General features: G+C 45.4%; 14 protein-coding genes and 1 other annotated feature. Of the genes, 4 read left to right on the top strand and 10 right to left on the bottom strand.

Translation table 11 applies throughout. The features are described 5' to 3' along the window. Window positions 1-150 precede the first annotated feature (150 nt). Both B5G33_RS05590 and B5G33_RS05585 read right to left on the bottom strand, forming a co-directional pair. Window positions 151-2,268: an ABC transporter permease gene (locus B5G33_RS05590; RefSeq protein WP_087416980.1), complete on the bottom strand. Its 2,118-nt coding sequence runs from the start codon at window positions 2,266-2,268 to the stop codon at window positions 151-153. Continuing rightward, window positions 2,255-3,010 (bottom strand): ABC transporter ATP-binding protein, encoded by a 756-nt coding sequence (locus B5G33_RS05585; protein WP_087416979.1) that lies wholly within the window; start codon window positions 3,008-3,010, stop codon window positions 2,255-2,257. Before B5G33_RS05585 ends, B5G33_RS05590 begins: the two co-directional genes overlap by 14 nt. Before the next feature lie 92 nt (window positions 3,011-3,102). On the opposite strand from B5G33_RS05585, the gene B5G33_RS05580 reads away from it, so the two are divergent. Further along, on the top strand, window positions 3,103-3,966 hold the full coding sequence (locus B5G33_RS05580; protein WP_330396644.1) for a LytR/AlgR family response regulator transcription factor: 864 nt from the start codon (window positions 3,103-3,105) through the stop codon (window positions 3,964-3,966). A 19-nt stretch (window positions 3,967-3,985) separates the two neighbouring features. After that, window positions 3,986-5,248 (top strand): sensor histidine kinase, encoded by a 1,263-nt coding sequence (locus B5G33_RS05575; RefSeq protein ID WP_087416978.1) that lies wholly within the window; start codon window positions 3,986-3,988, stop codon window positions 5,246-5,248. A 57-nt stretch (window positions 5,249-5,305) separates the two neighbouring features. On the opposite strand, the gene uidA is transcribed toward B5G33_RS05575, so the two are convergent. Beyond that, window positions 5,306-7,111, bottom strand: a complete 1,806-nt coding sequence (gene uidA / locus B5G33_RS05570) for a beta-glucuronidase (RefSeq protein ID WP_087416977.1) — start codon at window positions 7,109-7,111, stop codon at window positions 5,306-5,308. 132 nt (window positions 7,112-7,243) lie between these two features. Next, complete coding sequence (locus B5G33_RS05565) at window positions 7,244-8,638, bottom strand: MFS transporter (protein ID WP_087416976.1); 1,395 nt, start codon at window positions 8,636-8,638, stop codon at window positions 7,244-7,246. 175 nt (window positions 8,639-8,813) lie between these two features. Here B5G33_RS05565 and B5G33_RS05560 point away from each other — a divergent pair, with 175 nt between their 5' ends. Then, entirely contained in the window at window positions 8,814-10,082 is a 1,269-nt protein-coding gene (locus tag B5G33_RS05560) for a helix-turn-helix domain-containing protein (RefSeq protein WP_158229582.1), read from the top strand. Between the two features lie 70 nt (window positions 10,083-10,152). On the opposite strand, the gene B5G33_RS05555 is transcribed toward B5G33_RS05560, so the two are convergent. The 3 genes from B5G33_RS05555 to cysK form a co-directional block, all read right to left on the bottom strand. Then, on the bottom strand, window positions 10,153-10,470 hold the full coding sequence (locus B5G33_RS05555; protein ID WP_087274951.1) for a DUF1540 domain-containing protein: 318 nt from the start codon (window positions 10,468-10,470) through the stop codon (window positions 10,153-10,155). A gap of 71 nt (window positions 10,471-10,541) precedes the next feature. Beyond that, window positions 10,542-12,470 carry a threonine--tRNA ligase gene (thrS, locus tag B5G33_RS05550; protein ID WP_087416975.1) on the bottom strand — a complete coding sequence of 643 codons (1,929 nt, stop codon included), beginning with the start codon at window positions 12,468-12,470 and terminating at the stop codon, window positions 10,542-10,544. Window positions 12,471-12,573: 103 nt separating this feature from the next. Then, window positions 12,574-12,782 (bottom strand) — a binding site (T-box leader). Window positions 12,783-12,852: 70 nt separating this feature from the next. Beyond that, entirely contained in the window at window positions 12,853-13,782 is a 930-nt protein-coding gene (gene cysK, locus B5G33_RS05545; RefSeq protein WP_087417029.1) for a cysteine synthase A, read from the bottom strand. Between the two features lie 110 nt (window positions 13,783-13,892). Here cysK and B5G33_RS05540 point away from each other — a divergent pair, with 110 nt between their 5' ends. Then, window positions 13,893-14,741, top strand: coding sequence for an AraC family transcriptional regulator (locus tag B5G33_RS05540; RefSeq protein ID WP_242971416.1), 849 nt, complete (start codon window positions 13,893-13,895; stop codon window positions 14,739-14,741). Window positions 14,742-14,744: 3 nt separating this feature from the next. On the opposite strand, the gene B5G33_RS05535 is transcribed toward B5G33_RS05540, so the two are convergent. The 3 genes from B5G33_RS05535 to B5G33_RS05525 form a co-directional block, all read right to left on the bottom strand. After that, complete coding sequence (locus tag B5G33_RS05535; RefSeq protein WP_087416974.1) at window positions 14,745-15,515, bottom strand: YdcF family protein; 771 nt, start codon at window positions 15,513-15,515, stop codon at window positions 14,745-14,747. 63 nt (window positions 15,516-15,578) lie between these two features. Then, a complete protein-coding gene (locus tag B5G33_RS05530) occupies window positions 15,579-16,085 on the bottom strand; it encodes an SEC-C metal-binding domain-containing protein (protein WP_087274954.1) in 507 nt (168 codons plus the stop codon). Between the two features lie 86 nt (window positions 16,086-16,171). Next, a complete protein-coding gene (locus B5G33_RS05525; protein WP_087416973.1) occupies window positions 16,172-18,742 on the bottom strand; it encodes a PEP/pyruvate-binding domain-containing protein in 2,571 nt (856 codons plus the stop codon). Window positions 18,743-18,845: the final 103 nt, after the last annotated feature.

The raw sequence follows: 18,845 nt of genomic DNA, 5'->3' as shown, positions 1-18,845 counted from the left end.
CTCTTTTTCAGCTTATTCTTTGTTAAGCCTTATATTTTCACCACAAAGATTATACTGAAAAATACATTTTTTGTATATAAAAAGATATGAATATTTTTCAAAAAATACCTATCCAAGCAAATATTCTTACTTTTCTATTTTTTCCACAACCTATCTCTGCTTTTCCCTGAAGATTCCCAGGATTTTTTCTCCCTTTCTCCTGGCTGCCTGGTAAACGGCCCACAGAAACAGAAAGATAAGAAGACTGATTCCCAGAACTATCATCAGACTCCGAAGCTCAGCAGCGGTTAGTCTTCCGTCATTCATATAGTTCATTCCTATGCTGAAAAGCAATCCTACCCCACAGCCCAGAACTGTCGGGTAAATAAAAATTTTCCTGAGCTGAGCTTTTAAAACTTTCTTCCGATACTCACTGTCTGCCCCCAGCCGCTCCAGACTTACAAAAACTTCCCGGTTGTCCGCAGCCACAGAGACACCTCTTACATAAGTCATAATAGCCACTGTGGAAAGGGTGATGATGAAAATGTACAGGCAGAGCATCACATAGACCCCAACAAACTGCATCCATTCCTGGCTGTTCAGAATCTGAAACTGCGGCCCGTATCTCCAGTTTACAAGAAGCTGGGTATCCTCCGGGTTCATCTCAACCTTATCCCCATACATATATTCTTCCCCATTGGCTTTGGCCTGAAGCTCTTCCCACCGGTCATAATTTCCCATATGAGCAGAAAGGTCTGTAGCCCGGCTCACATATTCCTCATACAAAGCTCTGGTAAAAGGATAAGAGGCTTCCGGGTCGGCAGCGTCAAAAAAGACCAGATGCTCCATCCACTCCTGTCCGATACCTTCTGTCAGAGTCTCATAATCTTTATCATTGAGCACATAAGCAAAAGGCTCAGACATATCTGACAGACTGTTATATTCCAGTGTTCCTCCAAAAGTCAGGCCAGTCTCTGTCCCTATGTCCGGATTGGAAACTTCTGACAGACCGTCTGTAAAATCCCAGATATTATCCTGATGCCCTGCCTCCGTTATGGTCTTATAGGTTCCGGGAGCCACCCCAGGGTCTTCTCCCGTAAGCTGCTGATAGGTTTTTCCGGAGAAAAAAAGAGCCGTTTTTCCTTTTTCTCTGGTAACCGTCACATATTCATTGTCCTCTGTATAATCTGTCATTTTATAGGTGATCACCAGATTGGCTCCTTCCCCCTCTGTGTAATCCTGGATTTCCACAGAATACTCTCCTGCCAGCTTCCGGATCTCCTCTTTCGTCACCTGTTTCTCCTGAGCCGGATAGTGGAGAACAAAGTCTCTGGTAGTCCCGTTATCAATATATCCGGCACTGTCGGAATACAGGAGCCCATAATAGACAGCAAAAATTCCTGCAAACAGCAGAAGGACGACCACGCACATATTCCGTGTGGTAGATTTGGCGGAAAACCGCATAAGGCTTACAGACACCAGATTTTTGTAATACTTCTTTCTATTTTTTCCTTTCCGGTTCTGCCCTACTATACTGAGCAGCACCAGATAGATGCCTGCCACTGCCAGAAAATAAAAAAGGTTCAGAACAGAAGGGGGACCTACATGAAAGACATGGACAAAGATCCTGGGCAGCCCCATAGCCAGAAGAAGCCCTCCCAGTATCATCCCCATGCCGGCCCCAAATGTCCAGGCAGGAATCTTCTTCACCATTTCCGGCTGGTGCTGGGTCCGCAGGATATCCATAACATTGGTCTTTTTTACAAATTTCCTTCCGGCAGCTCCTAAAAGAATAGCCAGTATAATGGCAAAGACCAGCCCCACCAGAAGTCCGCCTATTCCAAAGTGATATTCCATTTCCTCTGTAGAAACCAGAAAGGATTCAAAAAGCTTCCAGATCAGCCAGGACAGAGGTATGGCTCCCAGTAATCCCAGGGCTGCAGCCGCCCCTGTAAGCAGAGCCAGTTCTTTAAAGAGCATAGTCCCCAGGGTCTTCTTCTGCTCTCCCAGAGCCAGAAAAATACCGTATTCTCTGCTTTTATACCGAAAAAAGAGTATGGAAGCATAGAGGGTGAAAATAGCACATCCTACCGCCGTAGCTCCTAAAAGCAGAATAGCCAGTTTTCGTGTATCTCCGCCCTCAGGAAGAAATTCCTGTACCGTAGGTCCGAAATACATCAGGGCAAAGGCTGTAAGCAGCAGCACAGAGAGGAAGATGCAAAAGGCAAGGATCCCATACTGCCCTTTATTCTTTCTCCGGAGTTTGGCAAAAATCTTATTCCTGGTCATCCCTGTCACCTCCCAGTTCCCGGAGTACATCCAGCAGTTCATCCATAAATTCTCTTCTGGAACCCCGGCGGGTCAGTTCTGTATGTACGGCACCGTCCCGGAGCACGATGACACGGTCACAGAAAGAAGCTGCGTAGCTGTCATGAGTCACCATGAAAACAGTAGCCTCAAGCTGTTCTTTTGCCTGAAGAAAAGCATCAATGACTGCTTTGCAGGATCTGCTGTCCAGGTTTCCTGTAGGCTCGTCCGCCAGCAAAATATAAGGAGAATTCATCATAGATCTGGCCACTGCTGTACGCTGTTTCTCTCCTCCTGAAATCTCTGCGGGATATTTTTCCTGTATCTTCTCGATTCCAAAGGCCTTGCAGAACTTCCGGGCTTTCTCTTCCATCTTTCCCACCGGCTTTCCTGCTATGACCTGAGGAAGACAAATATTTTCAAAAACCGTCAGTCCGTCCAGGAGCATAAAATCCTGGAATACAAAACCCAGGTGCTGATTCCGGACTTTTGCAAGCTCTTTCTGTCCAAGGCCTGACAGATCCTTCCCATTTAACAGGATTTTTCCCTGGTCATGAGGGATAAAACAGGAAATACAATTTAAAAGAGTCGTCTTTCCCGAACCGCTTGGCCCCATAACCGCCACAAATTCTCCTTTCTTCACCTGAAAAGACAAATCTTTCAATACCAGGTAGGAATTGTTCCCTGTCTTATAGGTTTTTCTCAAATTTTCAACTTTTAACATCTGGTCTACCTCCCCATTTCTGTGTATAAATTTTAGGCAATCATTATTATAATTTTTCTCTCCTGAAAGGGATATTCAGGAAATAGGTAAGTTTGACAGAATTTTGGGAAAGTTCGGCAAAATCATCCCTCTTGCTGGCAAATTTTCAGAAAACCCTATATAATATTATTGATATCGGCTTTCAGGCCTGTCCGTCAGGAAGAAAGACGCTGTCACAGATCAAACTATCACAGTCAAAAGGAGCTGCAAAAATCATGGAAATCTGTATCTGTGATGACGAAAAAGAGCTGCGGAAGTCTCTTTCTAAAATAATAAAAACCGAACTGCAGCTGCAGGGAATCCCCTGCAGGATCCGGGAATTTGACTCCGGAAACGCTCTGCTGGAAGGATTAGAAGAGGAAGACGGGGATATCCTTTTTCTGGATATCAAAATGAAAGGTTTAAACGGCATAGATACGGCCACCCAGCTTCGGAAGATTTCTCCCCATATTGTAATTATCTTCATCACCGCTTATCCGGACTTTGTCTTTCAGGGCTATGAGGTCCGGGCCTTCCGCTATATACTGAAGCCTTACCGGGAAGACAAAATCCGGGAAATTCTGGGACTGGCCGTAGAGGAAAGCCGCAGGATGGAAGAGCAATTTTATTATATAAAGCAGAAAGGCCAGCTTCTTCGCCTTCCTTTAAAGGAAATCCTCTATTTTAAAAGTGACCGGAAAAAGGTAACTGCAGTCACCGTAAAAGGCCAGGAAGTATTTTATGCCAGGCTCTCAGATATTGAGGCAGAACTCCCAACAGGCTTTATCCGCATACATAACCGCTACCTGGTAAACCTGAGCCATGTTTCCAGGATCGGAAACACCTTCTGCCTGTGCGGCGAAGAGCAGCTTCCTGTAAGCAGGGCCTGCCGCCAGGAACTGGCCGCAGCCTTTGCCAGAAAACTTCTTCACTCTTAAATTGGAAAGCAGGGATCCTATGGAAAATCTCATCAGCCTTATCGGAACTTCCTGTAATTTTGTACAGGGATATTTCTTCTTTAAAACCGTATCCTGTCTTCTGAAGCCCAGAGAGCCCAGGTTTTTACAGATCCTAGCCTGGATGCTCTGTACCCTGGTGTCCTCTGTAGTTATTTTCGCCCAGGACCCGGTTAATATCCTGGTTGTATTATGCCTTTTCTTTGGGACTACCTTTTTCTTTGAAGGACCCTGGTATTTGAAGATTTCTGCTGTAATGATCCTCTATCCCATTGCCACAGCTCTGAATTTTCTCCTGAATAATATCGGGACCTGGATTTTCTTTACTTTTTGGGGCGGAATGGGATTTACCAATCTGCTGTTCTCCAATCTGGCGGAAATTGTACCCCTGCTCTTCTGGTTTGTTTTTTACCGGTCCATGAACCGAAGGCTTCTGAAAGCCCGCCAGCTTCTGGACCGGCGTTCCTGGCTGTTTCTCAGCCTGATCTGCCTGGCTTCTCTTACAGCAGTAGTCAGTCTGGTCTGCTTTACCCCCAACCTGGCCCCTGCGGCTTATCCCTGTATGCTGGCCTGTATCGCCACCAACTTTACCAGTATTTATCTGGCCTCTTATCTGGCAGATACCATCCAGGCAGACATGGAGCGGAAAAATCTCCGGCTTCAAAAAGACTATTACGAGGAGCTGGAGAAAAACCAGCTTCAGATACGACGGCTCCGCCATGATATGAACAGTCATTTTGCTGTAGTGGACAGTCTGTTAAAAGACAGAAATATAAAAGAAGCTCTGGAATACCTGGAAAAACTTATGGGATACATAGAGACGGGAAACCGTCCATTTTGTAAAAACAGTGTTGTAAACGCTCTTCTGAATGCAAAGTATAACCAGGCTTCTGAGCAAAACATTGACTGCTTTTTCAGCATCAGCATTGACGGTTTTACAAAACTGGATGATATTACCCTGTGTTCCGTCTTTGCTAACACTTTAGACAACGCCATAGAAGCCTGCAGCAAGATCCCCTCCGGACAACAGCGGAAGATTTCCGCTAAAGCCCGCTATACAAAAGAGGGATACTTCAGCTATGAGATTGTAAACACAAAGGAAAATGAGGTACAGAAAAGAAAAGGACGTTTCCTCACAGACAAAGAAGATCCCCACTCCCACGGCCTGGGAATCGCCTCCGTTCAGGAAATTATAGAAAAAAACGGCGGAACCCTGGACATCTCTTACACTGAGAAAGAGTTCCGCCTTACAATATTCCTCTGATAAAACAGTAAAAGACTGCCCTACCGGCCCAATACCGATAGGGCAGTCTCTCAATTTTTATTTTTTGTATTCAAAGTCCGGGATCTTATGCCATCTGTCTCTGAAGTAATGAGCCACTAATTTCGGCTTTCTGTCTCTGGTAAAGATTCCCTTCTTATTTCCCTGGACTCTCAGCAGGCTCTGGCTGGTAGCGAAGTCTGCAAAGTTCCATACCTGCTCGCCTACTACAAAATCATAGTCATCGAAAACTTTGTTGTTCATCTTGTAGTATTCTACCTGGAATTCCTCTGTATACATGACCGGTGTGGTATCATGCATACCCATAACTGTATCTGCACCGTACTCGGTAAATACCACTGGTTTTCCGATGGTCTTCCAGTAGTCTAATTCTTTTCTGAGGGCCTGTTCCGGCAGTTCCAGATCCGGGCCGCCAAAGTACCATCCATAGTAGCGGTTCAGGCAGATCACATCGCTGAGTTTTGCAGAGCAGTCTTTTTCAGGAGGCGCCATCTGTACACTGATCAATGTGCAGGGACGTTTCTGAGGATCCAGCTCTCTTGCCAGCTCATAAAGAGGTGCGAAGTAGTCATAAGCACCTTCACTGTAGGAATCTGGCTCATTGGCAATACTCCACATAACCACACAGGCATGGTTCTTATCTCTGGAGATCAGGTCACGGATCACGTCTTTGTGGTGTTCCTGGGTCTGTACACCATGTTCTTTATCAAAGGTGCTGACTTTCTGTCCGTTGAAGTTTGCGCCGCCGCCGAAATCCAGGTTTACGCCTACAGCCGTGGTCTCGTCAATGACTACAAAGCCTTCTTCGTCGCAGAGACGCATCATTTCCTCGCTGTATGGATAATGGCTGGTACGGAAGCTGTTGGCTCCCTGCCATTTCATCAAAGACATATCCTTGGTGTTCATCGGCAGGTTCATGCCTCTTCCGTTAGGGAAGGTATCTTCATGTCTTCCATAGCCTTTGAAATAGAACGGTCTCTCATTGATCAGGAACTTGGTCCCCTCTACTCTTACTGTTCTTACACCGTAAGGCAGTGTGTAAACGTCTTCCCCGAAGGTCACTTTCACATCATAGAGATATGCTTTCAGAGGCTGCCACAGATGCACATTTTCAATTTCCAGAACGCCCTGGGTTCCCTGACCCTGCGCTACCAGATTTCCTTCTTTATCAAAAACTTCTACTTTGCAGTCTCCTGTTCCCACAGTATCTACCTTGTAGGAAACTCTGGCAGTAGTTCCGCTCACCTCAGGAACCAGAGTAATATCTTCAATGTAGTCCTTTGGTGTCGTATAGATTTTTACAGGTCTTGTAATTCCACAGTAGTTGAAGAAGTCGAAGTTGGGATTGTTCTGTGGTTTTGCAGAGCTGGAAGAGCCGAAGCCTCCCATGCCGTTCATCATATTGGATTTTCCTCCGATAGGAAGGGTGGTATAGTCGATCACATTATTTACGGCAATGGTCAGAAGGTTGTCTCCGTCCTGAAGCTTTTCTGTAATCTCCACTTCAAAAGGAAGGAAGCCGCCCTTATGCTCGCAGATCAGTTCTCCGTTCAAATAAATTTTTGCATAGTGGGTAACTGCCGCACACCGGAGCATGACTCTCTGGGTCTTCACAAAGGAAGGCATGGAAATCTTCCTCTGATAGAATACCCAGCCGTAATGATCTCTGAAGTCAATGCCTTCCTTCAGGTCATTATAGGAAGCCGGCACCGGCATAGTCATAGGATCTTCCAGGGGAGCCTTGTACCACTCCTGGTCAAAGCCTTCTCCATTGTCCAGCTTGAAGTCCCATACGCCGCTTAAGTCGCTTAATAATCTGGATGGTGTTAAAATTGGGTATAACATAAAATTCCTCCTTTTTCTCAGAGCACAGCTCTGTAATTTTTATTCCCATTTCACCGCTTAATTAAGAAACAGTGCCGGTAAAGTTTCCCCTGCCGGCACTGTACACTTACTGCTTATTTAAATTATATTTTCTTATTTCTTTCCTTCTCTTTTTGCTTTCAGCACTGCGATATTGCTGTCAACTTTCTTCTTGCCCAGCGGATATACAAAGATCAGGGCAAGAGCCATCAGCAGGAAGCCTGCTGCAGGAACCAGACAAGAAATATCATAAATTCCGTTTAAAACATCTGGATCAAAGGCTGTTGCCTCTGTATATCCTACAATACCCAGAAGAGCTCCTGAAAGTCCTGAAGAAGCAGCCTGTCCCATTTTACGTGCAAAGGAATACACGGAATAGAAAGTACCGTCAGATCTTTCTCCCTCTCTCACCTCTGCATCATCAATTACGTCTGTGATCATAGCCCAGCAGTTTACATTGAAGAAACCGATTCCCAGATATCCAATGGTATAAAGGGCGATAAACAGATACAGGTTATCTGTATGGAGAATAAAAGCAATGAAAAATACCACTGCTCCTAAAATCCCGCCGAAAGCAGATAATTCTTTCTTACCAACTTTAGCTGCCAGAGTCGGTACAATAAAGGCCAGTACAATAACCAGGATGTTTGCACAGAAGCCAGAAATTGATACACCCTCTTTACTTCCAAAGTAGTTCGGGAAGATGTACTGTCCCATACTGCCTAATGTAAGCTGTGACAGAAGGAGAAGCAAAGCTGCCAGTACAATACCGATCAGAGCACGGCTGGAAATCAATGTTTTCAGCAGATGGATAAGGCTGAACTTTTCTTCTTTTTTCTCAATCTTTACACGCTCTGTAGTCAGATTATAGCAGATCAGATAGCAGATAACAGCACAAACAGAGCAGATTGCTCCTGCGATTGCCATATTTGTACCGGAAATCAAAGTATGTCCTTCTGCATCTTCATAGTAAACGATCATAGGAAGAACAACACCGATGAACATACTTGCTAAAGTTGCGCCAATAGTTCTCCAGCTGGACAACTCTGAACGATCTTTTGCTTCAGCGGAAATTGCAGATGCCATGGAACCGTAAGGAATGTTGATTCCTGTGTAGCAGATACTTCCCCATAGCAAGTAGGTTGCAAACATCCATACGATCTTGAACGCCATAGGCATATCCTTAAACCATACTGCATACATCAGGAAAGATGCCAAGGCCACAGGTCCGCACATTCTCTTGATCCAGGGAAGGAATTTTCCTTTTGCCGTAGGACGGCTGCGGTCAGCGATCTGTCCCATGGTTACATCGGTAAAGGCATCCACAAATCTGGCCACCATCATCATCATACCAACGATGACGGGGCTCACACCCATAACGTCTGTGTAAAATTTCATCAGAAACGTTGATGAGAGGATGAAGGTAAAGTCATTACCAAAATCACCGAACATGTAACCGAGTTTGTCCCTCATACCGAAAGGCTGGACTTTGTTCGTAGTGTTACTCATTAAAAATTACCTCCTTCTACATTACATATGTAAGTCGTTAGTATTCATTATATATTAATTTTCTATAAAAACGTTAAGACTTTTTTTATGTTTTTCGGTACAATTTTTGTGTGGGTTGAAATTGCATAAAAATTATACTATAATAAATAAAAATATTACCAGTGGAGATATGTTTATGGATAATGTTCTTATAGATTTTACGAGGAAACTGTTCAGCGAATTACGGATTCCTGCACATACGCTTACTCTTCCCTTCCAATGGGATGACCAGTTCGACCTGGGGCTGAGAAAAACTCTTGTGAAAGATCCCAGCAATATTTTAAAGGATACCTTTCTGGATTTCGATAATCTTTTTGGCGATAAAGTGGAGATCATCTTCGGCGAGGATTTATTTACCTGCTGTTATCTGATACTTCCCCTGAATCCCTCACAGCTTTTTCTGGCCGGTCCTTTTATCTTTGAGCCTTCTGTGGTGGGAGATCTCATGGAGCTTTGCGAAAAGCTGAAAATATCAGGGACGTATCACACTTATATCAAGCAGTATTTCTCTACCCTGCCCAAAGTTCCAAGCAAAAGCTTCCTGGGAAGCTATGTAAAATGTCTGGCTGACCAGGTCTATGGACCGGGGAAATATGAGATACGCCGTCTGAAAAATCAAAGTTCTTTTGATTTTCATTTTGACGAAGCTCTGGAACCGGAGCCAAGTCTGGATACCATCAAAAGCATGGAAAACCGCTATGAAAACGAAGAAGCCATCATGGAATGTATTGCCCGGGGAGATTATGAAACTGCAGAGACCTATATGTACCGCCCTTCCTATCTCTCAGATCTGGAGCAGCGGCTCTCAGACACTATCCGGGATCAGAAAAACTATCTGATCATCGGCAACACCCTTTTCCGCAAGGCTGCCCAGAGAGGAAAGGTACATCCTATCTATCTGGACGAGCTGTCCAGTAAAATGGCAGCAAAGATTGAGAATATTACCTCTGTATCCCAAGTAGATCCTCTCAGGCGGGAAATGGTCCGGAAGTACTGCTTTTTAGTAAAGACCTACTCCACCAAGGGGTTCTCTCCCATTATCCAGAAGGTATTAAATTATATTGCCTTAAATCTGGCTTCTGATCTCACACTGAAGAATCTATCTTCTATTTTTTCTCTGAACAGCAGCTATCTTTCCGCCATGTTCAAGAAAGAGACAGGGACCACCCTTACTTCCTATGTAAACAGCAAGAGGATCGACAGGGCAGTATATCTTTTGAATACTCAGGTAGATTCTATCCAGGATATCGCTATTCTCTGCGGAATTCCGGATCTTACCTATTTTACCAAGCTGTTTAAAAAGGCAAAGGGAATGACTCCCACCAAGTACCGGGAGCTGATCACCCGAAAAGCAGAAGATGTCGATGAACAGGTAAATGCAGGTTCTCAGACGCCGCCTCGTTAGAAAAGTGTAAAGTAGCCCCGGAAATTTTCTGGTCCGAAAGGGATCCGAATAATTTCCGGGGCTTGATCATTTACTTTTTGTAAAAGCTTCCGCACATAGTCTCATCACATCTGCAGGCATTTGTTCCTGCAATGGTGATTTTTGCAGCGTCACATTTTTCCTGATCGTTGTAGGTACACTCACAGGCTTTACAGGCCACCTGGATAGTCTGAGTGGCTGTACCTGTTTCCATACTGTTCATAGCGCCTTCTTTTTTCTCTACAAAACTTTTGCAGCAGGTTTCATCCGGTCTCTGAGCGTTTGGTCCGTCTACCTGGATATCCCCTTTAGAACAGTATTCATTCTTGTTATACAGACAGGTTCTTGCTGTACAGCTTAATAATGGCATACATATTACCTCCTAAAATAGATTTATCAGAGATAATATGTGCCATTTCTTTATTTCTTATACATGGAAAATTACTTTTCTTCCTGTTCAGCCTTGCGGATTTCTTTTGAAGCAATCTCTTCCTGGATGTCTTTTATAAATTCTTCCAGTCCTTTCTGGCCTTCATCGCCCTGGAAACGGCTTCTCACAGATACTTTTTCTTCCTCTTCCTCTTTTGCTCCCACTACCAGCATGTAAGGAATCTTTTTCATCTGAGCTTCCCGGATCTTATAACCGATCTTCTCTGCTCTTGTATCGATTTCAGCCCGAACTCCTGCCTCTTTCAGTTTTTCCAGTACTTTCTGTCCATACTCCAGATGTTTGTCGGAAATGGGCAGCACCTTCACCTGTACCGGAGCCAACCAGGTTGGGAAAGCTCCAGCGAAGTGCTCGATAAGGATACCGATAAATCTCTCGATAGAACCGAATACCACACGGTGGATCATGATGGGTCTGTGCTTCTCTCCATCTGCTCCTGTATATTCCAGTTCAAACCGCAGCGGCAGCTGGAAGTCAAGCTGGATAGTTCCGCACTGCCAGGTTCTTCCAATAGAATCTTCCAGGTGGAAATCGATCTTGGGTCCGTAGAAAGCTCCGTCTCCTTCATTTACAACATAGGGCAGCCCCAGGTCGTCTAATGCTCCCTGAAGAGCCTCTGTAGCCATCTCCCAGTCTTCATCACTTCCCATGCTGTCTTCCGGTCTGGTAGAAAGCTCTACATGATATTTAAAGCCAAACAGCTTATACACACTGTCGATCAGGTCTGCCACGCCTTTGATCTCATCTTTAATCTGTTCCGGTGTCATGAAAATATGGGCATCATCCTGGGTAAAGCAGCGCACACGCATAAGTCCGTGCATCTGTCCTGATTTTTCATGACGGTGTACGATTCCCAGTTCTCCCATACGGATAGGCAGGTCACGGTAGGAACGTGGCTCTGACTGATAAACCAGGATGCCTCCCGGACAGTTCATAGGCTTAATGGCAAAATCCTCATCATCGATAACTGTAGTATACATATTTTCTTTGTAGTGATCCCAGTGTCCGGAAGTCTCCCAGAGATGACGGCTTAACATGATTGGTGTAGAAATCTCTACATATCCTGCTTTCCGGTGTATTTCACGCCAGAAGTCCAGAAGCTGATTCTTCAGCACCATTCCATTAGGCAGGAAAAATGGGAATCCAGGACCTTCTTCTCTCATCATGAACAGTCCCAATTCTTTTCCAAGCTTTCTGTGGTCACGTTTTTTCGCTTCCTCCAGCATATGGATATATTCTTCCAGCTCTGCTTTCTTTGGAAAAGCAGTTCCGTAGATTCTCTGGAGCATTTTGTTCTTTTCATTTCCTCTCCAGTAAGCACCTGCCAGGCTGGTGAGCTTAAAAGCTTTTACATATTTTGTGCTCATCAGGTGAGGGCCTGCGCACAGATCTGTAAACTCTCCCTGGCTATAGAAGCTGATCACTGCATCTTCCGGCAGGTCTTCGATAAGCTCTACCTTATAGGGTTCGTCTTTTTCTTTAAAATATTCGATAGCTTCGTTTCTTGGCTTTTCAGATCTGGTAAGAGGAAGATTTTCCTTTACGATCTTTTTCATTTCTTTTTCAATTTTTTCCAGATCTTCTGCTGTAAATGGAGTCTCTCTGTCTACATCATAGTAAAAACCGTCTGCCACAGAAGGACCGATGGCCAGCTTTGTCTCCGGATACAGTCTCTTAATAGCCTGGGCCATGATATGGGAAGCTGTATGGCGGAAGGCGCCCTTTCCCTTATCGTCATTAAAGGTAAGGATATTTAACTGACAATCCTTTTCCACAGGAGTTCTCAGGTCTACGATCTCTCCGTCGATTTCTCCTGCTGTAGCAGCTCTGGCCAGTCCCTCACTGATATCTGCTGCAATTTCAATAACAGATTTTGCTTCTGCGTATTCTTTTACAGAGCCGTCTTTTAAAGTAATTTTCATAATTCTATTCCTCCTGTTAATTTTCTGATTTTCTTGCCTTTTTATTGCCGGGGAACGAAATTTCTATACAAAAAGAAAAACCCCGTTCCCTCCGCCTTTTGGCAAAAGGGACGAGGCATATATTCTCGCGGTTCCACCCTGATTGAACCGGCATTTCTGCCGGAACCACTTCATTTGATGATAACGGAATCACCGGACCGGATTAGGGCCACTCCGAGGTAGTTTTCAAATGCTTCTGCGACAGGAGACTTCCAGCATATGCCTCCCTCTCTGGGACCTTTCACATCCTACTCTTCTCTTCAACGTGTTGACTTTCTTGTTCCATATTATATCTTACCTCAGAGGTTTGTCAACTGTTTTTTAGCCGGTCCCCTGTCTGTTTCTATTCTTCAAACAAAGGCGTGGAGAAATATCTCTCTGCTGTATCCGGAAGAATGGTCACTACCGTTTTTCCTTCACCCAATTTTTTTGCCAGCTTCATAGCTGCCGCCACGTTGGTTCCAGATGAGATTCCACACATAATTCCTTCCTTTGATGCCAGGTCGCGGGATGTCTGGATAGCTTCCTCGTCTGTTACGATACAGATATTATCATAAATTTGCGTATTCAGGATTGCCGGAATCAGACCGTCCCCGATCCCCATCTGGAGATGTGTGCCAATGGAGCCCCCAGAAAGGATTGCCGCATGCTCTGGCTCTGCTGCCCAGATTTCTATATGAGGATTTTTCTCTTTAAGAACTTCACCGATTCCCGTAATGGTACCGCCAGTACCGATTCCAGAACAGAAGCCGTCAATGGGACAGTCCGCCTGCTCCAGGATTTCGATTCCGGTCTGGGCTCTGTGCACTGCAGGATTTGCAGGATTTTCAAACTGCTGAGGCACAAAAACCCGAGGATCTTCCTCTGCCATTTTCAGAGCTGTATTCAGACATTCTTCAATACACTCTCCGATATTGCCTGCATCGTGTACCAGAACTACTTCCGCACCATAATGCTTCATCAGTTTTCTCCGCTCTTCACTGACAGAATCAGGCATGATAATCCTGGTTTTATACCCACGGACTGCCCCTACCAGTGCCAGACCGATTCCCTGATTGCCGCTGGTAGGTTCCACAATAATCGTTTCTTCATTAATAAGTCCTTTTTCCTCTGCATCACGTATCATGTTATAGGCAGTCCTGGTCTTAATAGAGCCGCCTACATTAAGCCCTTCAAATTTCACAAGAATCTGTGCACTTCCTGCCTCTGTCATCCGCTCCAGACGGATCAGCGGCGTGTTTCCCATTGCCTCAAGAATATTATTATAAATCACTGTTATTTCCATACCTTTCCGAAAATCATTTCATTCAATTATTATATTACGATACCGGAAGAGCCTCAACTGATTTTTGCGAAATTTTCAGTGACAGAAGCAGATATCCTATGATAGACTTAAAAATATCATATTTTGAAACAGGTGATCTTATGTCGATTTTTTTCCGCAGCACACCAGTGCGGCAGCCTTTTGCTTTTGATTCTATAGGAAACCAGTGGATTCAGGACCCTATGTGCCGTCCGAAAGGATATCCGCTCTTTCACTATCTTCAGACAGAGACTGGAAAGGGGCAGATTAAAATCCAGGGAAAATCTTATATTTTAAATCCGGGAGAAGGCGTTCTGCTCTCTCCGTTTTTGGAGCATTCCTATGAAGGACTGGAAGGAATCTGGCAGACCTGCTTTGCCACCTTCACCGGTACTGCAGAAGACAGCATTACGAAAATGGTTGGGGGACGCCCCTTTGTCTTCACCGATACCTCTCAGGGAGAACGGATTGTCCATATTATCCAATCTGCGATCCTCCAATATCAAAATCCTCCTACAGACGAAAAGGCTCTGTCTGTGTGCTGCTATAACCTTCTTCTGGAATTTGTAGAAGGAGGCTACACCCATGATCTTGAAAAGGAGGAATTGTATAAGCGATATGTAGAGCCGGTAATGAAAGAAATAGAAAATCACTATAGTCTGGAACTTACTGTGGAAGAGCTCAGCAATCTGGTGTATATCACCCCTCAATATCTGTCCCGGCTTTTTGAACGTTTTTTAGGCTGCTCAACCTATGAGTATCTGACTTCTTTCCGAATAAACAAAGCAAAGGGCCTGCTCATCACAGACCCGCACTTAAAAATACAGGATATTGCCCGGCTGACTGGTTTCTCCAGCGTCAGTCATTTTATTACCATGTTCAAACGCACCGCTGGAGTTACTCCCCTGCAGTTTCGGAAGCTGAATTAAAAATCACAGATTTCCCACCAGTTTATCTTTTATCACGCAGAAAAATTCTCGAAAGAGATAATTGGGCAGAAGAAAAGCATTGCTTTTTGCTCCAATCCCATAGACCTGCCAGTCTGTTTTCTTTCTGGCAATGGCCATGCCCCGGAACAGGTGAAAACCATTGGTCACGATCCCCACCTTCAGGCGCCGTGCTCTCCCTTCTGTCCCCTCTTCTCTTTCTGTTTTTTCTTTCAAAAGATTCCGGGTAAATTCAATATTCTGGCTGGTGCTGGCAGACCGGTCCTCCAGGATCAGCTGCTCCCGGTCCACTCCCTGGCGGAGCATCTCCTCATACATGCACCTGGCCTCTGAGATCCCTTCGTCAGGTCCCTTTCCCCCGGAAAGCACTGCCCTGGTTCCGGGGTTTTCTTTCAGATATTCACAGGCACTGTCTATTCTGTACTGCAGGGACAGGCTGGGCCTAGTTCCCATTACCTGGGCCCCCAGAACCACCAGATAATCCAGGTCTGGCTCAACAGGCAGAAACATAACAGAAGCAATCACAGCCACTACCACCACCACGGAAACCAGAAGCAGGATTCCCATAGCACAGCAGAGCAGCTCTGCCTTTTTGGAAAGATTTTCTGTAAGGATCAAAATACCTGTCAACAGCAGTCCCGCTCCCAAACCAGCCCAGACTATAGGGAATTTGGAAGTCCAGCCCACGTATCTGGCAATTCCCACAAAATAGCCCAGGCACAGAAGTCCCAGCCATAGGAAGATGATTTCCGGCATAACTCTCCTTTCCGAAAAAAGAACCTTCTGCCCTCATCCGGCAAAAGGTTCCTTTGTTCTTTCCTATTTATTTCTGCCGCAGCAGTGTTTATATTTCTTGCCGCTTCCGCATGGACATGGATCATTCCGTCCGATTTTCGGTCCTTTTACAACAGTTCCGGATTTCTTCTGCTCCTTGTATAATTCTTTTCTCTTCTCTTCAGAGAAAATGTTATTCCACTGGGGCAGTTCGTACAGCCAGTCCGCCTTTGCGTCTACCATGTTCTTGTACAGAGTCTCCAGATCATAGCCCAGATTTACCTCTGTATCTTCTTCCATCTCTTCAATAGGATTTGGAACTTTCAGACTGTCGTTGATTCCGTCCAGGAAGCCCACCATTGTCATAACATCTACGTTATATTTTTCTGCAAGCTCTTTTACAGTACCTCTTACCACTTCGTCAGGATTGCTGAGAAGCTGTTCATAAATTCCCTTTTCAATCAAAAAATAATCTGTCCAGAATTTCTGCAGCTGGCCTCTGTCTGCCTGCTGGGAGTACGCTTTGTCTCTCCATTCCTGTAATAACGCCATATATCTTACCTGCCTTTTATCTTTTATATTTCTCTTGTTTTAATTTAACAGGTACAGTATATACGATATCTGATTATTTTTCAATCCTAACTTTCGGCAATTTGGCAAAGAGTCTCCCCGGACATAACATCGTTCCAGTAATAGAGGTCTTCCAGTTCCGTAACCCGGAACATGGGGAAAAGTTCCTCCATATCCGGACAGATCTGTGGGAAAAGATTTTCCTCTTCTGCAAAGAGTTCCGGATCATAAGACAGCTTTCTCCTATCTTCCCAAAGGGCACTGTAAAAGATCTCCGCCTCCACCATGTCCTGGAACATATGGCTTCCGTAGCTCAGTTCCGGCATATAGCCGGCCCGGCTGTCAGAGACCTCGCAGATCCCGGAGACAGCAGAAATATCCGCAAAGGTTACCGGAACCCCCAGCTCCGGAGAGGATGTTCCTACCCTGCCGGGAGTCATGAGAAGAAGATTTTTCCCCGATCCTTTATAATACCGGTTAATCCTTCCTACAGCTTCTGCCACCTGGTGCTTCTTTCCGTAAGGATATTCATAATATAATTTCGGCTCGATCTGTATAACCACATGGATCTGTTTTTTCAGGGAATTGCCTACCGAGGAATCCTTCAGATGGAAAAATGTCTTTCCCTCTGAAAGACTGGGAATTTCCACTTTTCCCCCTCTGCTTCCCGTAAATAGAGGCCGGCACTGAAGAAGGTTCACCACAAAGTCCCCCTCCTCATCTATATTTACTGTGTATTCAATATCCACCGGATTTCCATAGACCTGTTCCAGGGTCTTCAAAAGCTTCTGCATAAGTCCGGTAAACTCCCGGTTCTCCAAAAGCTTCTGGCAGGTAACAAACCACACCTGGCGCCACCGTCCCATACGGTTCAGGGCATCTTCTGCCTCATAGTCTCTCTCCATTACCGCCCTTTTATACCACAGGGGCAGGATTTCCATAAGAGAATCTGTGCTTTTGGTGAGAAGGTGGTTTTTCTTCGTGTCCAGCACATCCACATTTTTCTGGGAAAACCGGTGTTTATCCGCCACATTGGTCTGCATAGATACGGCGGGACGGTCCAGATTTACCAGCCTTGGATAATCGTTCTCCGTCCGGTCTACGGCCCTGGTCCCAAGGCCTGCCACCAGCCGGAGCATTCCGGCACTCTGATCCATGTCTTTGCTCCACTTATAGGCGCTGTAACTGTATCCCACTCCTGCCGCCGCAGGGAAGAAATAATCTCCCCAGTGAGAGCCGGAAACCCGCTGGACCAGCACAGCCATCTGTTCGTCCTGGTGCTCCAGACCTCTCTGCTTCCTGTACTCCAAGGCAGATATGTCCATAATACTGGCGTAAACTCTCCGCACTGCATCCTCAAAGACCTTCAGCCGCTCTTCCAGTGTTCCCTGATTTACACAGAACACAGACTCATATTTTCCCGCAAAGGCGTTGCCGAATCCGTCTTCCAGGAAGCTGGAAGAACGGACGATAATGGGACTCTGTCCGAAATATTCCAGTACCGAGCGGAATTTTTCCCGGATATTGGAAGGAAACTCTCCGGAGAGCAGGGCTTTCTGAAGCTGTCCGGCTTTCTCAAAATAGCCTTCTTCTGTCCGCTGGGCGATCCTGGTCTCCCAGCAGTTATTGGATACAATATAGGTATAAAATACATCCGAACCAATGTAATAGGAATCGTGGGCCTCCCTGTGGGCCCGGTATTCCGGCAGAAGGGTATTCACAATCTTCCTGGCCAGAAGCATACCGCAAGCCTTTCCTCCAATAGCGCCGCTGCCGATCATCCGATCCCGGAGTTTGAAATAATCTTTGGGTTTAAAATATTTCTTCAGCATTTCCTGAAGTCGCTTATCCTTGGTCATGGTACTTTCCAGAATCTGGTTTTCCGTCTCTTCCCGGAACCTTCCCTGCTGATACTCCAGCTTCGCCATGGAAAAGAACCGGTCATGGCTGTCAAAGTTCTGGTCCTGCTTCTGGGCCTCTTCCTCTTCCAGGATCTGATAGTACCGGCTTAAAGCCACGCCTCCGTCTACCGCCTTAAAATCTTCCAGATCCATACTGCAGGAATGAGGAAGGAACATTTTGGCAGAATACCGGTTCCACACCTTTAAGGGATGGACATAAAGCTTATCCCCTGTGTGGACGTCTAAAAGCAGCTGGGTGGTATCCCGGATCCTGGCCACAGCGTCAAAGGAATGCCTTCCTCTGAGAAGGGGAAAATAGGCTACTGTATCCAGCTTAAACAGATAAGGGCAGGTCACCCGGAAAAAGTTCCCCATCATCAGATCCGTATACCAGACAGACTGGAGAGAAGACAGGCTGTCAAAAACATAGAAAGCATCTTTTCCCTCTATAGTAATACGATTATAAATATCTACAGTAAAAGCCTCGAATCCTTTATCCGGATTAAACTCAAAGATCTTCAGCCCTTCTCTGGGGGAAAGAAGGGGCTCATGGTCTGCAAACCGCATATAGATCAGATTTCTCCTGTCACCAATGGCCTGCTCTACAAAAGGCTCCATAAAATACCGGAATTCCTCCAGATCTGTCACCTGCCACACTACGTTGTCTCCCATACGGATATAATCCAGCAGATCATCCAGACCTGGTATACCGCTTAAAACTCTGTCAAAGGCTCCCATAAATAACCTCCTGATAAAAATTGAAAGGCGCTGACAGAGTTCTCTCTCCGTCAGCGCCTTTGCTGAATCCCTGACTCCCGCTCTCAGCGGGATATTTTACTTT

The organism is Blautia sp. An81, from assembly GCF_002161285.1.
In the GTDB taxonomy this organism is placed as follows: domain Bacteria; phylum Bacillota; class Clostridia; order Lachnospirales; family Lachnospiraceae; genus Blautia; species Blautia ornithocaccae.
Note: the sequence above shows the minus strand (reverse complement) of the source record. Positions and strands in the feature narration are given on the sequence as shown.

What these genes read in the sequence shown, in the direction of transcription:
- B5G33_RS05590 (WP_087416980.1), bottom strand. Translation starts at nt 2,268, where the DNA reads ATGACCAGGAATAAGATTTTTGCCAAACTCCGGAGAAAGAATAAAGGG.
- B5G33_RS05585 (WP_087416979.1), bottom strand. Translation starts at nt 3,010, where the DNA reads ATGTTAAAAGTTGAAAATTTGAGAAAAACCTATAAGACAGGGAACAAT.
- B5G33_RS05575 (WP_087416978.1), top strand. Translation starts at nt 3,986, where the DNA reads ATGGAAAATCTCATCAGCCTTATCGGAACTTCCTGTAATTTTGTACAG.
- uidA (WP_087416977.1), bottom strand. Translation starts at nt 7,111, where the DNA reads ATGTTATACCCAATTTTAACACCATCCAGATTATTAAGCGACTTAAGC.
- B5G33_RS05565 (WP_087416976.1), bottom strand. Translation starts at nt 8,638, where the DNA reads ATGAGTAACACTACGAACAAAGTCCAGCCTTTCGGTATGAGGGACAAA.
- B5G33_RS05560 (WP_158229582.1), top strand. Translation starts at nt 8,814, where the DNA reads ATGGATAATGTTCTTATAGATTTTACGAGGAAACTGTTCAGCGAATTA.
- B5G33_RS05555 (WP_087274951.1), bottom strand. Translation starts at nt 10,470, where the DNA reads ATGCCATTATTAAGCTGTACAGCAAGAACCTGTCTGTATAACAAGAAT.
- thrS (WP_087416975.1), bottom strand. Translation starts at nt 12,470, where the DNA reads ATGAAAATTACTTTAAAAGACGGCTCTGTAAAAGAATACGCAGAAGCA.
- B5G33_RS05540 (WP_242971416.1), top strand. Translation starts at nt 13,893, where the DNA reads ATGATAGACTTAAAAATATCATATTTTGAAACAGGTGATCTTATGTCG.
- B5G33_RS05535 (WP_087416974.1), bottom strand. Translation starts at nt 15,515, where the DNA reads ATGCCGGAAATCATCTTCCTATGGCTGGGACTTCTGTGCCTGGGCTAT.
- B5G33_RS05530 (WP_087274954.1), bottom strand. Translation starts at nt 16,085, where the DNA reads ATGGCGTTATTACAGGAATGGAGAGACAAAGCGTACTCCCAGCAGGCA.
- B5G33_RS05525 (WP_087416973.1), bottom strand. Translation starts at nt 18,742, where the DNA reads ATGGGAGCCTTTGACAGAGTTTTAAGCGGTATACCAGGTCTGGATGAT.